This window comes from Streptomyces sp. 3330 (assembly GCF_031456635.1).
GTDB lineage: Bacteria > Actinomycetota > Actinomycetes > Streptomycetales > Streptomycetaceae > Streptomyces.
On sequence record NZ_JAVDVA010000004.1, the window covers coordinates 440,848 to 457,271 of the forward strand.

The 16,424-nt window shown below is 72.9% G+C and carries 12 protein-coding genes; 11 read left to right on the forward strand and 1 reads right to left on the reverse strand.

Annotated elements, in window-relative coordinates:
- Nucleotides 1-17 precede the first annotated feature (17 nt).
- The 10 genes from J2X68_RS10030 to J2X68_RS10075 all read left to right on the forward strand — a co-directional run bounded on the left by J2X68_RS10030 (nt 18) and on the right by J2X68_RS10075 (nt 11,372).
- A complete protein-coding gene (locus J2X68_RS10030; RefSeq protein ID WP_310432118.1) occupies nt 18-977 on the forward strand; it encodes a sugar ABC transporter permease in 960 nt (319 codons plus the stop codon).
- Complete coding sequence (locus J2X68_RS10035) at nt 974-1,861, forward strand: carbohydrate ABC transporter permease (protein ID WP_310432119.1); 888 nt, start codon at nt 974-976, stop codon at nt 1,859-1,861. Before J2X68_RS10030 ends, J2X68_RS10035 begins: the two co-directional genes overlap by 4 nt.
- A complete protein-coding gene (locus J2X68_RS10040; RefSeq protein ID WP_310432120.1) occupies nt 1,858-2,847 on the forward strand; it encodes a zinc-dependent alcohol dehydrogenase family protein in 990 nt (329 codons plus the stop codon). The genes J2X68_RS10035 and J2X68_RS10040 overlap by 4 nt, the downstream gene beginning before the upstream one ends.
- A 197-nt stretch (nt 2,848-3,044) precedes the next feature.
- A complete protein-coding gene (locus J2X68_RS10045; RefSeq protein ID WP_310432121.1) occupies nt 3,045-4,067 on the forward strand; it encodes a carbohydrate kinase in 1,023 nt (340 codons plus the stop codon).
- Between the two features lie 42 nt (nt 4,068-4,109).
- Entirely contained in the window at nt 4,110-4,517 is a 408-nt protein-coding gene (locus J2X68_RS10050; RefSeq protein ID WP_310432122.1) for a YciI family protein, read from the forward strand.
- A gap of 8 nt (nt 4,518-4,525) precedes the next feature.
- Nucleotides 4,526-5,671 carry a DUF6596 domain-containing protein gene (locus J2X68_RS10055; protein WP_310432147.1) on the forward strand — a complete coding sequence of 382 codons (1,146 nt, stop codon included), beginning with the start codon at nt 4,526-4,528 and terminating at the stop codon, nt 5,669-5,671.
- A gap of 356 nt (nt 5,672-6,027) precedes the next feature.
- Nucleotides 6,028-6,816 (forward strand): DUF2071 domain-containing protein, encoded by a 789-nt coding sequence (locus tag J2X68_RS10060; protein WP_310432123.1) that lies wholly within the window; start codon nt 6,028-6,030, stop codon nt 6,814-6,816.
- Nucleotides 6,817-6,868: 52 nt separating this feature from the next.
- Nucleotides 6,869-7,330: an RpiB/LacA/LacB family sugar-phosphate isomerase gene (locus J2X68_RS10065; protein WP_310432124.1), complete on the forward strand. Its 462-nt coding sequence runs from the start codon at nt 6,869-6,871 to the stop codon at nt 7,328-7,330.
- Between the two features lie 321 nt (nt 7,331-7,651).
- Nucleotides 7,652-10,033: a phosphoketolase family protein gene (locus J2X68_RS10070; RefSeq protein ID WP_310432125.1), complete on the forward strand. Its 2,382-nt coding sequence runs from the start codon at nt 7,652-7,654 to the stop codon at nt 10,031-10,033.
- A gap of 361 nt (nt 10,034-10,394) precedes the next feature.
- On the forward strand, nt 10,395-11,372 hold the full coding sequence (locus J2X68_RS10075; protein WP_310432126.1) for an alpha-L-glutamate ligase: 978 nt from the start codon (nt 10,395-10,397) through the stop codon (nt 11,370-11,372).
- Here J2X68_RS10075 and J2X68_RS10080 read toward each other — a convergent pair.
- Nucleotides 11,356-13,347, reverse strand: a complete 1,992-nt coding sequence (locus J2X68_RS10080; RefSeq protein ID WP_310432127.1) for a PAS domain S-box protein — start codon at nt 13,345-13,347, stop codon at nt 11,356-11,358. The two genes, J2X68_RS10075 and J2X68_RS10080, sit on opposite strands and share 17 nt — an antisense overlap.
- A 240-nt stretch (nt 13,348-13,587) precedes the next feature.
- On the opposite strand from J2X68_RS10080, the gene J2X68_RS10085 reads away from it, so the two are divergent.
- Nucleotides 13,588-15,972 (forward strand): excinuclease ABC subunit UvrA, encoded by a 2,385-nt coding sequence (locus J2X68_RS10085; RefSeq protein ID WP_310432128.1) that lies wholly within the window; start codon nt 13,588-13,590, stop codon nt 15,970-15,972.
- The last annotated feature ends 452 nt before the right edge of the window (nt 15,973-16,424 follow it).

The following is a 16,424-nucleotide window of genomic DNA, read 5'->3' on the forward strand; positions in this document are numbered from 1 at the left end:
CGGCAGAGGAACCCCTCATGACCACTCTCACCGCCCCACCCAAGACAGCGTCACCGCCCAGCCGTCCGCGTCCCGCCACCGGCGCCGGAAAGTGGCGCCGCCGCGTCCCGCTGCTCCCGGCACTGGTCTTCACCGTCGTCGTCACCCAACTGCCCTTCGTGGCCACGATCGTGATCTCGACCTTCCGGTGGAACATCCTCAAGCCGGGCGAGCGGCACTTCGTCGGCCTGTCCAACTTCACGTTCGTCTTCACCGACGAGCGGCTGCGCACCGCGGTGCTCAACACCGTCGTCCTCACCGCGTCCGTGGTGCTGATCAGCGTGGTCCTCGGCCTCGGACTCGCCCTCCTGCTCGACCGCCGGTTCGCAGGCCGCGGCCTGGCGCGCACCCTGCTCATCGCGCCGTTCCTGGTCATGCCGGTCGCGGCGGCACTCCTGTGGAAGCACGCCGTCTACAACCCCGACTACGGCCTCCTCAACGGCACCCTCAACGCCGTCTACCGCCTCTTCGGCGCGGACAACGGGCCCACCGTCGACTGGATCTCCTCGTATCCCATGCCCGCCGTGGTCGTCTCGCTGGTCTGGCAGTGGACGCCGTTCATGATGCTGATCCTCCTGGCGGGACTCCAGGCGCAGCCCGGCGACGTCCTGGAGGCGGCCCGTATGGACGGGGCGTCGGCCCTGGCGACCTTCCGCTTCATCACGCTGCCGCACCTGCGCCAGTACATCGAGCTGGGTGTCCTGCTCGGCACGATCTACGTGGTGCAGACCTTCGACTCGGTCTACACCATCACCCAGGGCGGCCCCGGCTCGCAGACGACCAACCTGCCCTACGAGATCTACCTGACCATGTTCCGCAAATACGAGTACGGCCAGGCGGCCGCCGCCGGTGTCGTCGTCGTGCTCGGCGCGATCGTGATCGCGACCTTCGCGCTGCGCACCATCGCGTCGCTGTTCCGCGAGGAGGTGTCCCGATGACCGCGCACACGGCAGTCGCCGCCGCCGGAGGGAAACTGAAGAGGCTCCTGCGCCGTCACGACGACCACGGCGGCGCGCCGCGGCTTTCCCCGCTGTGGACGTTCGTGGCCTGGCTCGCCACGCTGGCCTTCTTCGCGCCGGTGGCCTGGATGGTGCTCACCTCGTTCCACCAGGAGGCGGACGCGGCGACCAACCCGCCGACGCCGTTCGCGCCGCTCACCTTCGACCAGTACGAGCTGCTGTTCAGCCGGGACATCACCCCCTTCCTCCTCAACTCGGCCATGGCGAGCGTCCTTTCGACCGTGCTGGTGCTCGCCCTGGCGGTGCCGGCGGCGTACGCGCTGTCCATCAAGCCGGTCGAGAAGTGGACCGACGTGATGTTCTTCTTCCTGTCCACGAAGTTCCTCCCGGCCATCGCGGCCCTGCTGCCGGTGTACCTGATCGTCAAGGACGCCGGGATGCTGGACAACGTGTGGACGCTGGTCGTCCTCTACACCGCCATGAACCTGCCGATCGCGGTGTGGATGATGCGCTCGTTCCTCGCCGAGGTCCCCAAGGAGATCCTCGAGGCCGCCGAGGTCGACGGCGCCGGCCTGCTCACCGTGCTGTGGCGGGTCGTCGCGCCCGTCGCCATGCCCGGACTCGCCGCCACCTCGCTGATCTGCTTCATCTTCAGCTGGAACGAGTTCATGTTCGCCGTCAACCTCACCGCGACCAAGGCCTCGACCGCGCCGGTCTTCCTCGTCGGCTTCATCACCAGCGAGGGACTCTTCCTCGCCCGGCTCTGCGCCGCAGCCACGCTGGTCTCCCTGCCGGTCCTCATCGCCGGTTTCGCCGCCCAGGACAAACTGGTCCGCGGCCTGTCCCTAGGAGCAGTCAAGTGAAAGCCGCTGTCATCGAAGCGCCCGGCAAGGTCACCGTCACCACGGTGCCCGACCCGACCCCCGGGCCGCGCCAGGTGGTGATCGACGTGGCGGCCTGCGGGCTGTGCGGGACCGATCTGCACATTCTCCAGGGCGAGTTCGCCCCGGAACTGCCCATCGTCCCGGGCCACGAGTTCGCCGGGGAGGTCGTGGGCCTCGGCAGCGAGGTCACCGAACTCGCCGTCGGCGACCGGGTCGCCGTGGACCCCTCGCTGTACTGCAACGAGTGCCGCTACTGCCGGACCGGCCGCAACAACCTCTGCGACCGGTGGCAGGCGATCGGCGTGACCGTGCCGGGCGGCGCCGCCGAGTACGCCGTGGCGCCCGTCGCCAACTGCGTACGGCTGCCCGACCACGTGGACGTCCAGGACGCGGCCCTGATCGAACCGCTGTCCTGCGCCGTGCGCGGCTACGACGTGCTCCACAGCAGGATGGGCTCCCATGTGCTGATCTACGGCAGCGGGACGATGGGCCTGATGATGCTGGAGCTGGCCAAGCGCACCGGCGCCTCCTCGGTGGACGTCGTCGACGTCAACCCGGAACGGCTGGCGACGGCCGAGCGGCTGGGCTGCTCCAGGGCGGCGCTCTCCGCCGACGAGCTGGGCCGGCCGTCCGGCTGGGACGTGGTGGTCGACGCGACCGGCAACGCCGCGGCCATCCAGGACGGGCTGGAACGGGTCGCCAAGGCCGGCACGTTCCTGCAGTTCGGGGTCTCCGACTACGCGACGACGGCCACCATCTCGCCGTACCGCATCTACAACCAGGAGATCACCATCACCGGCTCCATGGCGGTGCTGCACAGCTACGAGCGGGCGGCGGAACTGTTCGCCAACGGGGTCCTCGATCCGCAGGTGTTCATCAGCCACCGGATGCCGCTGACGGAGTACCCGCAGGCACTGGACCGGTTCGCCGCCGGCCAGGGGCGCAAGATCGTCGTCCTGCCCTGATCCCGCTCCGGCGCGCCGCCGCGGGGCGGACTGCGGTGGGGCGGACTGCGGCGGGGCGGGGCCGGCCCACATTTCCGGAGCCCGGGGGGCGCGCCGCCGCGGCCCGCCCCCTCCCGCCGTGAGCACGCCGCCGCTCGGTGCCGCACCGCCGCGACGGCCCTTCGTCTCGACCCTTCGACTTCTCCAGGAGAGCAGCCATGAGCCCGCGCCGGATCACCGTGCTGGGAGAGTGCGTCGCGGACGCCTTCACCCGCCCCTCCACCGCGGCGAACGAACTCGCCCTGCGGGTGCTGCCCGGCGGCGGACCCGCGAACACGGCGGCCGCCCTGGCCCGGCTGGGCACCCCCACCCGCTTCCTCGCCCGGCTGTCCGGCGATGTGTTCGGCCGGCTGTTCCGGGCCCACCTGGAGGCGTCCGGTGTGGACCTGTCCCAGGCCGTCGCCGCCGCCGAGCCCAGCACGCTGGCCGTGGCGGAGCTGGACGACACCGGGCAGGCCGCGTTCTCGTTCCACGCCCGGGACACGGCCGACTGGCAGTGGACGCCGGACGAACTGGCCGACGTGGACCTGTCCGGCACGGCCTGCGTGCACACCGGATCGCTGGCGCTGGTCCGTGAGCCCGGTGCGGCGGTGGTCGAGGAGTTCCTGGCCGCGGCGGCGCCGGGCGCCACCATCAGCGTCGATCCCAATGTCCGGCCGCTGCTGGTGCGGCCCGAGGTCTACCGCGGCCGGCTGGCCCACTGGTGCGCCCTCGCGGACATCCTGCGGCTGAGCGAGGACGATCTGGCGCTGCTCCTGCCGGGCGCCCCGCCCGAGCAGGCGTGCGACCTCTGGCACGCCGCGGGGGTACGGCTCGTCGTGATCACACTCGGCGCCGACGGCGCCCTGGCCTCCCTCGACGGAGAACGGGTGCGGGTGCCCGGGGTGGCCGCGCAGGTCGTCGACACGGTCGGCGCGGGCGACTCCTTCACCGCCGGGCTGCTGCACCACCTCGGCGCCCGCGGACTCCTCGGCGGCCGGCTGACCGGTCTGCGTCCCGACGAGGTCGCGGCGGCCTGCCGGTTCGGGGCCCAGGTCGCGGCCCTGACCTGCTCGGTCGCCGGTCCGCATCCCCCGTGGGACGACCGGTCGGCGCGGCCCCTGACCGCCCACGGCGCCCGAGCCGAAAAAATCCTCGCCGACGATGTCGAGAACCCGCGGTCCGCTCCGTCCCCGGGGTGAACGCGACCACAATGGGTCGCACCCGCACCGAGGAGAACGACGATGGCCAAGTACCTGCTGCTCAAGCACTACCGCGGCGCCCCGGCGGCGGTCAACGACGTCCCCATGGACCAGTGGACGCCGGAGGAGATCTCGGCCCACGTGCAGTACATGAGCGACTTCGCGGCCCGGCTGGAGAAGACCGGAGAGTTCGTCGACGGCCAGGCGCTCGCCCCCGAGGGCACGTTCGTCCGGTACGACGGCGAGGGACGCCCGCCGGTCACCGACGGACCGTTCGCCGAGACCAAGGACCTCATCGCGGGCTGGATGGTGATCGACGTCGACAGCTACGAACGTGCCGTCGAGCTGGCCGGGGAGCTGTCGGCCGCCCCCGGGAAGGGCGGGAAGCCGATCCACGAGTGGCTCGAACTGCGTCCCTTCCTGGGCGCACACCCCACGGTCACCGAGTGACCCCCGGCGTGGACGAGGCCCTGCTCCGGAGCCTCACCCCGAGCGTGCTCGGGATCCTCGTCCGCCGCGGAGCCGACTTCGCGGCGGCCGAGGACGCCGTGCAGGACGCCCTGGTCGAGGCGGTCCGCGTCTGGCCGGCCGACCCGCCGCGGGACGCCAAGGGCTGGCTCGTCACCGTGGCCTGGCGCCGCTTCCTCGACGCGACCCGGGCGGACACCGCCCGGCGCCGCCGCGAGGATCTGGTCGACGAGGAGCCGCCGCCCGGTCCGGCGCCCGCGGCGGACGACACGCTCCAGCTCTACTTCCTGTGCGCCCACCCGTCGCTGACGCCGTCCTCCGCGGTCGCGCTCACGCTGCGCGCCGTCGGCGGCCTGACCACCCGCCAGATCGCCCGGGCCTACCTGGTGCCCGAGGCCACCATGGCCCAGCGCATCAGCCGGGCCAAGCGCACCGTCTCCGGCGTGCGGTTCGACCGGCCCGGCGACGTCGCCACCGTGCTGCGCGTCCTCTACCTGGTCTTCAACGAGGGCTACTCCGGCGACGTCGACCTCGCCGCCGAGGCCATCCGGCTCACCCGGCAGCTCGCGAAAGCGATCGACCACCCGGAGGTGGCGGGACTGCTCGCCCTCATGCTGCTGCACCACGCCCGGCGCGCCGCCCGGACGGCGCCCGACGGAAGCCTGGTGCCGCTCGCCCAGCAGGACCGCGGAAGGTGGGACACCCGGTCGATCGCCGAGGGCGTCGTGATCCTCCAGGCGGCCCTCGCCCGCGACCGGCTGGGGGAGTTCCAGGCCCAGGCCGCGATCGCCGCGCTGCACGCCGACGCGCCCACCGCCGCGGAGACCGACTGGGTGCAGATCGTCGAGTGGTACGACGAGCTGGCGCGTCTGACCGACAGCCCGGTCGTCCGGCTCAACCGCGCGGTGGCCGTCGGCGAGGCCGACGGACCGCGCGCGGGGCTCGCGGCGCTCGCGGAGCTGGACGACTCCCTGCCCCGCCACACCGCGGTGGCCGCGTACCTCCACGAGCGCGACGGCGACCCGGCGACGGCGGCCCGGCTGTACGCCGAGGCGGCCCGCAAGGCGACCAACCTCGCCGAGCGCGACCACCTGACCCGCCAGGCCGCCCGGCTGAACGCCGCCCGCCCCCGCTGACGGGACACGCTCCGAGAGGACACAGGACACAGGACACGGGACACAGGACACAGGACACAGGACACGGGACACAGGACACAGGACACAGGACACAGGACACGGGACACGGGACGCCGGACACGGGACACGGGACACGGGACGCCGGACACGGGACACGGGACACGGGACGCCGGACGCCGGCCGGGCCGCTGACACGCGGGGAGGCCGGGGCGGTCCTACGGGGTGTGCCCCGCGCCCGTCGCCCAGGCGCCGTCGGTGCCGCTCCCGGACCCGGCCGATGTCCTGCTCCGCGCTGCTCCGGCGGCCCGGGGCACACCGTCGTCAGGGAGGCCGGGGGGCTCTGTGATACTGGCGACGTGCCGTCGACACCGCAGCCGCAGGACCTGCTTCCCGCGCATCCCATTTCGCCGGACGCGCCGGACGCGATAGCGCGGCCCTTCCTCACCCAGTCCTGGCTCGACCTCGCCTTCGTGCACTGGGCCGCGGACCCGGCCGACGTGGCGGGGCTGTTGCCGCCGGGGACCATACCGGACACGCTCGACGGCGTGACCTACGTCGGGCTGGTCGCGTTCCGGATGCACCGGGTCGGCTGGTTCCGCCTTCCGGGCGTGCCCTACCTGGGGTCCTTCCCCGAGACGAACGTCCGTCTCTACTCGGTGGACGCGCACGGCAGGCGGGGCGTGGTCTTCCGGTCGCTCGACGCCTCCCGGCTGCTGCCGGTGGCGGTCGCCCGGCTCGGGTTCCGGATGCCGTACGTGTGGGCGCGCATGACGATCGACGCCGACGCCGACACCGTCACGTACACCAGCCGCCGCCGCTGGCCCGGCCCGCGGGGCGCGAGCAGCCGGCTCACCGTGCGGGTGGGGGAACGGATCGGCGAACCCACCGCGCTGGAGCATTTCCTGACCGCGCGCTGGGGCATGCACAGCACCTTCTTCGGCCGGCCGATGTACCTGCCCAACGCCCATCCGCGCTGGCCGCTGCACCGGGCCGAGCTCGTGGAGTGCGAGGAGGACCTGGTGACGGCGGCGGGTCTGCCGGAGCCGTCGGGGGAGCCGGTGAGCGTCCTGTACTCACCGGGCGTCCCGGCCCGCTTCGACCGCCCGGCCCGGCCCCACCGCCCGGCGGGCATCCCGACCCCCTGACCCCACCGGCCCCCCGGTGCTCCCGCATCCTTTCCTCAGTAGGCTCTGCGGCATGCGGATCTCCGTCTCCTCGGACATGGACGAACCAGTGGCCCGCGCCCTCGTCGCGGAGCTGCGCGGACGAGGGCACGACGTGGTGCCGCACGGCGCGCTGCGGCCCGGCGACGACCCCCAGTGGGCGGTGTGCTCGGCGGTGGCGGCGCGGGACGTGGCCGACGGGACGTCGGAGCAGGCGGTGGTGTGCTGCTGGACCGGCACCGGCGCGTCGATCGCCGCGAACAAGGTGCCCGGCGTCCGGGCCGCCCTGTGCACCGACGCCTACACCGCCGACGGCGCCCGCCGCTGGAACGCCGCCAACGTCCTCGCCCTCAGCCTCCGCCTGACCTCCGAGCCGCTGCTCAAGGAGATCCTCGACGCCTGGTTCGCCGCAGCGGCCGGCGGGGACGTCGAGGACCGGCGCAACGTGGCCCATGTCGACGGCCTCGACGCCGCCCGGTCGCGCCCGGCGTCCTAGGGCCTGTCCGACCATTCCCGTGTGCCCCGCGACGCCTGGCACGCGCTCTCGCCGCATCGGGCACCAGGCCAAGTACGTCCAGTACGAGGCCTTGCACCCGGCACGCCGAGAGCACCCACCAGACGCCGCGAGGCCGCCCTTCGGGCGACGACGGGAATGGTCGGACAGGCCCTGGGCCGGATCCGGCCACCCCCTCGTACGGACGGCTTCACTCCTCCGTACGGCTGGATCGGCCCTGCCGGGTACCCGGCCTCCGGAGAGGCTGGGGAGGTGCGGACCGGTACGCACCACCGAGCGACCCGATCCGGAAGGGGACCCGAGATGCCCGTGGAACCGCAGGCGACGTCCGCCCGGCTCACCGACGACGAGCTCAGGACGCTGCACGCCCACTGGCGGGCCGCGAACTACCTCTCCGTCGGGCAGATCTACCTGATGTCCAACCCGCTGCTCACCGAGCCGCTGCGGCCCGAGCACGTGAAGCCGAGGCTGCTCGGCCACTGGGGGACCTCACCCGGCCTGAATCTCGTGTACACCCACCTCAACCGTGTCATCCGCGCCCGTGACCTGCGCGCCCTGTGCGTCTGGGGCCCCGGCCACGGCGGTCCGGCGGTCGTCGCCAACTCCTGGCTGGAGGGCACCTACACCGAGACGTATCCGGACGTCACCCGCGACGCGGCCGGCATGGCCCGGCTGTTCCGGCAGTTCTCCTTCCCCGGCGGCATCCCCAGCCATGTCGCCCCGGAGACGCCCGGCTCGATCCACGAGGGCGGCGAGCTCGGCTACGCGCTCTCGCACGCCTACGGCGCCGCCTTCGACAACCCCGATCTGGTGGTTGCCTGCGTGATCGGCGACGGGGAGGCGGAGACGGGTCCGCTGGCCGCCTCCTGGCACTCCAACAAGTTCCTCGACCCCGTGCACGACGGCGCGGTCCTGCCGGTCCTGCACCTCAACGGCTACAAGATCGCCAACCCCACGGTGCTGTCCCGCATCCCCGAACCCGAGCTCGACGAGCTGCTGCGCGGTTACGGCCACGACCCGATCCATGTCACCGGTGACGAGCCGAACGCCGTCCACCGCGCGATGGCGCAGGCCATGGACACCGCCCTGGACCGCATCGCCGCCCTGCAGCGCGCCGCCCGCGAGGACGGCTCCGGGGAGCGCCCCCGCTGGCCGGTGATCGTGCTGCGCACCCCGAAGGGCTGGACCGGCCCCGCGCACGTCGACCGGCTGCCCGTCGAGGGCACCTGGCGCGCCCACCAGGTGCCGCTGTCCGCCGTCCGGGACAACCCCGAACACCTGCGCCAGCTGGAGGCCTGGCTGCGTTCCTACCGGCCGGAGGAGCTGTTCGACGACCGGGGCCGCCCCCGTCCGGACGTCCTGTCCTGGATCCCCGAGGGCACCCGCCGCCTCGGCGCCACCCCGCACGCGAACGGCGGACTGCTGCTGCGCGAACTCCCGCTGCCCGCGCTGGAGTCGCACGCCGTCCCGGTCGACACGCCGGGCGCCACCCGGCACGAACCCACCGCGGTGCTGGGCGGGTTGCTCGAGGACGTCATGCGCGCGACCGCCGGCCGGCGCGACTTCCGGCTCGTCGGCCCCGACGAGACCGCCTCCAACCGGCTCCAGGCCGTCTACGCCGCCAGCGGCAAGGCGTGGCAGGCGCAGACCCTCCAGGTCGACGAGAACCTCGACCGGCACGGCCGGGTGATGGAGATCCTCTCCGAACACACCTGCCAGGGCTGGCTGGAGGGCTATCTGCTGACCGGACGGCACGGCCTGTTCTCCTGCTACGAGGCGTTCGCGCACATCGTCGACTCGATGGTCAACCAGCACATCAAGTGGCTGCGCGTCACCCGGAAGCTGAGCTGGCGCGCTCCTGTGGCCTCCCTCAACTACCTGCTCACCTCGCATGTCTGGCGCCAGGACCACAACGGCTTCTCCCATCAGGACCCCGGCTTCGTCGACCACGTCCTCAACAAGAGCCCGGAGGTCGTGCGGGTCTATCTGCCGCCGGACGCCAACACCCTGCTGTCGGTGGCGGACCACGTGCTGCGCAGCCGTGACTACGTCAACGTCGTCGTGGCGGGCAAGCAGCCCTGCTTCGACTGGCTGGGCATGGACGAGGCCCGCGTCCACTGCGCGCGCGGCGCCGGCGTCTGGGAGTGGGCCGGCACGGAGAACGGCGGCGAGACCGACGTGGTCCTCGCCTGCGCGGGCGACGTCCCCACCCAGGAGGTGCTGGCCGCCGCCCAGTTGCTCCGCCGGCACCTGCCCGACCTCGCCGTCCGCGTGGTCAACGTCGTCGACATCGCCCGGCTCCTGCCGCGCGAGGAACATCCCCACGGCATGGGCGACTTCGAGTACGACGGCCTGTTCACCGCCGACAAGCCGGTGATCTTCGCCTACCACGGCTACCCGTGGCTGATCCACCGGCTCGCCTACCGCCGCACCGGCCACAAGAACCTGCACGTGCGCGGCTACAAGGAGTTCGGCACCACCACCACGCCGTTCGACATGGTCGTCCGCAACGACCTCGACCGCTACCGGCTCGTCATGGACGTCATCGACCGCGTCCCCGGCCTCGCCGTGCGGGCCGCCGCCCTACGCCAGCGGATGGAGGACGCGCGACTGCGCCACCACGACTGGATCCGCGAACACGGCACCGACCTTCCCGAGGTCACCGACTGGACCTGGGACGGGTGAGACGGCGGCTCACCGGCCGGCCGGCCAGGGCGCACGGACCGGGGCGGACGGCGCAGGGGGAGGGGCAGCGGGCGGTCCGCCGTGCGCCCTGGTACGGCGTCCCGCCCGGTGCTTACAGTGGTCGGCCAGCCCTGCGCACGGAACCCGGCGGGGCGCGTCCCACCCCTCGTGGTCAGCAGTCGTCCTCGTCCTCCGCCCGGCACCCGCCCGGACCCGGGCACGGCTCCGCGCACCGGAGCGGCTCCCGGGGGCGACGGGTACGACGACCACCCGCGCGACAGACACCATCCGTGACACCGCTCGTGCCGTGCGAGGGCCCGTCCGCGGTACGAGCGCGCGTCGACAGCCGCTGGAGGCCGCTGTGTCCCGACCGTGCATCGCCCTGATCGCCGACCCCACCTCGCCCGAGGGCTGCCGCGAGTATCTCGCCGACGCCGTCGAACTGCTCACCGGCGCCCCGCCCGTCCGGGTCGACTCCCGGCACTTCGCGACCGGCGGAACCGGCCGCGGCGTCCGCGACGGAGGCCGGTTACGGCTCCAGGTCCCCGAGGAGCGGCTGGACTTCGTGCCCGACGTCGTCCTGCTGTACGAGATCCCGCCGCACCACCGGCGGGCTCTCGCCGGCTTCCAGGAGCTCCTGGAGAGCCACGACGTGGTGACCCTGGCCGCCGGCCCCGACGCCTGGCGCACCGCGACCGAGAAGAACCTCACCGTGGAACGCTTCGTCCGGGACGGTGTCGCCCAGATGGAGACCGCCGTGCTGTCCCGTCCCTCCCCGCGGGAGGCGGCCGACGCGTTCGAGCGGCTCGGCCGCGACACCTGGGCCCGGCCCGTCGTCGGCACCGGCGGCAACGACACCTTCCACGTCACCACACCCCTCCAACTGGAGCTCGCCACCGCCTACTACGCCGAGCGCGGCACCGACTGGCTGCTCTCCCGCGACGCGGGGAACATCACCGCCGACGGCCGGCGCCACCAGTTCCGCGTGTTCGTCCTGGGCGACCGCGTCGTGCACGCCCGCGAACACCTCCAGCCGGAGACCGACACCCCCTGCAACACCTGCCAGGGGGCCACCGCCGTCCACATCGCCCCGCAGGACCTCCACCCCCGACTCGCCGAACTCGCCGTCGCGGCCACCGCGTCGGTCGGGCTCCCTTTCGCCGGTGTGGACCTGGCCGCGGAGAACGGCGGGGTCGTCTTCGAGGTCAACGTCCAGCCCGCCTTCGTCGACGGCGAGCTGGAGTTGCGGGCGGTGGCCGTGCCGTACGTCCAGGCGCATCTGGACGCCTTCGCACCGGCCTACGGCGGCCGGCCCTGGGGGCTCACAGCTTCAGCGTGAACCAGGTCGTCTTGCCCTCGTCCGTCGGCCGGACCCCCCAGCCGGCGGAGAGGGCACGCACCAGGAGCAGGCCGCGGCCCGACTCCGCGTCCTCGACCGCCACCCGCGGCTGGGGGAGCTGCGGGCTCGGGTCGCTGACCTCGACCGTGAGGTCGGTGACGGTGCGGTGCAGATGCAGGCCGATCGGGCCCTCGGAGTGCTGCACGGCGTTCGTCAGCGTCTCCGACAGCAGCAGGAGCGCGTCGTCGGCCCGGTCCGCGCAGTTCCACGAGGTCAGCGCCTTGTGCAGAAAGGCCCGCCCCTCCGGCACGGAGGCCGGGACGGCCGGGAGGCGCGTCGTGACGGCGGCCAGCGGAGCGGCCGGCAGCTGCGCGAGCAGCAGGGTGACGTCGTCGTTGTGCCCGTCGGCGTCCGGCAGCAGTCCGGCGAGGACCTGGTCCGCCGCGGCTTCCAGACAGGGCGTTCCTACGAACAACTTGTTGAGCAGCAGGCTCAGTTCACCGATCCGGACCTCGATGTCGCTGCCCGGTGTCTCGATCAGGCCGTCCGTGTAGAGCACCAGGGTGGCTCCCGGCGGTATCTCCGAGCTGGACTGCTCGTACAGGATGTCGCCCACGCCGAGCGGGGCGTTGACCGGACAGGGCAGCGCGGTGACGCCCTCGCCCACCTCGGCGACCAGCACCGGCAGATGTCCCGCCGAACACACCGTCACCGTGCCCGCGTCCGGGGCGATCACCAGGTAGCAGCAGGTGACGAGCTGGTCGGGCACGTCGAGGTCGGCGACGCAGGTGTCCAGCGCCCGCATCAGCTGCCGGGGCTGCATGCCGGTCTTGGCCAGCGCGTGCGCGGCCGACCTCAACTGCCCCATCACGGCGGCCGCTTCCAGGCCGCGGCCCATCACATCGCCTATCAGCACGCCCACCCGGTCGGCGCCCAGCGGGATCAGGTCGAACCAGTCGCCGCCCACACCGGCGCCCTGGGTGGCGGGCCGGTAGCGGCTCGCGGTGGCCAGACCGGGCAGGGCGGGCGGCGTGCCCATCAGACTGCGCTGGAGCGTCAGGGCGATGTGCCGCTGCTGCTCGTACAGGGCCGTGAGCTCGGCCTCCGCGCGCTTGCGGTCGCTGATGTCCCGCACGATCGCGCACGCCCCGACGACGGTGCCCTGGGTGTCCCGGGTCGGCCACAGCGTGACGTCCACGTCCCGCAGGGTCCCGGTGCTGGTCAGCCGCAGGGTCTCGTAGTGCTCGACCTTCTCGGCGTCCCGTAGCCGCTGGAGCAGCTCGCGGATCTCCCCCCGCAGCTCCGGCGGGGCCAGCAACGAGACGTGCCGGCCGATGGCCTCCTCGGCCGTGTAGCCGTACAGGCGCTGCGCGGCAGCGTTCCAGTAGGTGATGTACCCGTCCAGGGTGTGGGCCAGGATCGCGTCCTGCGACGACTCCACGAGCGCGGCGAGCTCGTTGATCCGCGCCTCGGCCGCCTTGCGGTCGCTGACGTCGCGCACGGCCGCCGACACCAGGAGCCCGTCCGCCGTCTCCAGCGGGCTCAGGCTGATCTCGACGGGGAACTCCGTCCCGTTCTTGCGCAACCCGTGCAGTTCGAGCCCGGCGCCCATCGGACGCACCTGCCGGTTGGCCGTGTAACCGCTGCGGTGGGCGGTGTGCTGGCTGTGGAACCGGTGCGGGATGAGCAGCTCGACCGGCTGGCCGAGCAGTTCCTCCCGGCCGTGCCCGAACAGGGCCTCGGTCTGCGCGTTGACGAGCCTGATGATGCCGGAGTCGTCGACGATGACCATGGCGTCCGGCGCCGCCTCCAGCAGTCCCCGGAACCGCTCCTCGGCGCCGCCGACCGTGCCCTCCGGCGAGGGCGCTCCGCAGCCGCACCGTTTCTGCTGGGTCTTCTGCTGCCCGCTCCGTTTCGCGGTGCCCGCGCCCGCGCCCGCCCCCGTGCCCGCGCGCCGCGCTGGTTCAGCCCGCATCACGTCGGCCATCTTCCACCTCATCCCGCACGAAGAATCAGGCCATCGAAGCGCTTGCGGGACGCCCGCGCCCCGCGTTGTCGCTTACTGGCCGCCGCCTGTCCGAACCTGAACGCGACCGAACCGATCAGTATTCGAGAAGCGCCGGGCGCCGGGTCACGGCTAGCGTGGCGTCGGTCAGATCGAGTCAGGCGACGCCCCCGCACGCGAAGGCGGTCCCGAGCAGCAGATGGAGAGACGATGAGCATGGCCAAGAAGACGGACCCGCCGCCTGCGCAGCACATCGCCGACAGCCACGGTCTGATCCGCGTGCACGGCGCCCGTGAGAACAACCTCAAGGACGTCAGCATCGAGATCCCGAAGCGCCGTCTGACGGTGTTCACCGGCGTCTCCGGCTCGGGCAAGAGCTCCCTGGTGTTCGACACGATCGCCGCGGAGTCGCAGCGGCTGATCAACGAGACCTACAGCGCGTTCGTCCAGGGCTTCATGCCGACGCTGGCCCGGCCCGAGGTCGACGTGCTCGACGGGCTGACGACCGCGATCATCGTCGACCAGCAGCGGATGGGTTCCGACCCCCGCTCCACCGTCGGCACCGCCACCGACGCCAACGCGATGCTGCGCATCCTCTTCAGCAGGCTCGGCCGACCGCACATCGGCCCGCCCACCGCGTACTCCTTCAACACCGCGTCGGTCCGGGCGAGCGGCGGGATCACCGTCGAGCGCGGCGCCAAGAAGACGGTGAAGGCGACCTTCTCCCGGACCGGCGGCATGTGCGTCCGCTGCGAGGGCCGCGGCACGGTCTCCGACATCGACCTCACCCAGCTCTACGACGACAGCAAGTCGCTCAACGAGGGCGCGCTCACGATCCCCGGCTACAGCATGGACGGCTGGTACGGCCGCATCTTCGGCGGCTGCGGGTTCTTCGACCCGGACAAGCCGATCCGCGGGTTCACCAAGAGGGAGCTGCACGACCTCCTGCACAAGGAGCCGACGAAGATCAAGGTCGACGGCATCAACCTGACGTACGAGGGTCTGATCCCGAAGATCCAGAAGTCGATGCTGGCCAAGGACATCGAGGCCCTCCAGCCGCACATCCGGGCGTTCGTCGAGCGGGCGATGACGTTCACCGTCTGCCCCGAGTGCGACGGCACCCGGCTCAGCGAGGGCGCCCGGTCGTCGAAGATCGGGAAGGTCAGCATCGCCGACGCCTGCGCGATGCAGATCAGCGACCTGGCCGAATGGGTCCGCGGCCTCGACGAGCCGTCGGTGGCCCCGCTGCTCACCGCGCTCCAGCACACCCTCGAGTCGTTCGTGGAGATCGGTCTCGGCTACCTCTCGCTCGACCGGCCGTCGGGCACGCTGTCCGGCGGCGAGGCGCAGCGCGTCAAGATGATCCGCCACCTCGGCTCGTCGCTGACCGACGTCACCTATGTCTTCGACGAGCCCACCACGGGGCTGCACCCGCACGACATCAGCCGGATGAACGACCTGCTGCTGCGGCTGCGGGACAAGGGCAACACGGTGCTCGTCGTGGAGCACAAGCCGCAGACCATCGCGATCGCCGACCACGTCGTCGATCTCGGCCCCGGGGCGGGCACGGCGGGCGGCACCGTCTGTTTCGAGGGCACCGTGGAGGGGCTGCGGTCCGGCGACACCATCACCGGCCGGCATCTCGACGACCGGGCCGCCGTCAAGGACGCCGTGCGCAAGCCCACCGGCACGCTGGAGATCCGCGGTGCGACGGCGCACAACCTGCGCAACGTCGACGTCGGCATCCCGCTCGGGGTGCTCTGCGTGGTCACCGGCGTGGCGGGCTCCGGCAAGAGCTCACTCGTGCACGGGTCGATCCCGGCCGGAGAGGGCGTGGTGTCGGTCGACCAGGGCGCGATCCGCGGCTCCCGCCGCAGCAACCCGGCGACGTACACCGGGCTGCTCGACCCGATCCGCAAGGCGTTCGCGAAGGTCAACGGAGTGAAGCCCGCGCTGTTCAGCGCCAACTCCGAGGGCGCCTGCCCGACGTGCAACGGCGCGGGCGTCACCTTCACCGATCTGGCGATGATGGCGAGCGTGGCCACCACCTGCGAGGAGTGCGAGGGGAAGCGGTACCAGGCCGTGGTCCTCGAGTACCACCTCGGCGGCCGCGACATCAGCGAGGTGCTCGCCATGTCGGTGAGCGAGGCCGAGGAGTTCTTCGGCGCCGGGGAGGCGAGCACCCCGGCCGCGCACCGCATCCTGGGCCGGCTCGCCGACGTCGGGCTCGGCTACCTCAGCCTCGGCCAGCCGCTCACCACGCTGTCCGGCGGCGAGCGGCAGCGGCTCAAGCTGGCGACGCACATGGCGGAGAAGGGCGGGGTCTACGTACTCGACGAGCCGACCACCGGCCTGCACCTCGCCGACGTCGAGCAACTGCTCGGCCTGCTCGACCGGCTCGTCGACGCCGGCAAGTCGGTCATCGTCGTCGAGCACCACCCCGCGGTGATGGCGCACGCCGACTGGATCATCGACCTCGGTCCCGGCGCGGGGCACGACGGCGGCCGGATCGTCTTCGAGGGCACCCCGGCCGACCTCGTGGCCGCCCGCTCCACGCTCACCGGCGAGCACCTCGCGGCCTACGTCGGCGCCTGACCGCGACGCCGCCCGGAATTGTGTCGGGGCCTGTCGGGGGGTGGCGCGTCCAGCGGGTGCGGGTCCGGCGGGCGCCACCCGCACGGGGTGCGGCGGCCCGGGACAGCGGCGCGGGGCGCCCGCTCCGGACAGCGGCCGGGACACTGCGGCCGGGACACAGCGGCCGGGACACAGCGGTGCGGGGCCAACGGGCTGAGGCCGGTCGGGTGGGGCCGAGCAGCGCCGGGCCCGGCGGAGGTGGGGTCCAGCACGCGGGGTGCCACTCGCACAGGGTGCGGCGGGGGGGGGGGGGGGGGGCCCGGCGGGCCCCCCCCCCCCCCCCCCCCCCCCCCGGGGGGGGGGGCCCCCCGCGGGCCCCCCCCCCCCCCCCCCGCGGGCGCCCCCCCCCCCCCCCCCACCGCCCCCCCCCCCCCCCCCCGCCGCCCCCCCCCCCCCCCGGCCGGGTGACCCGC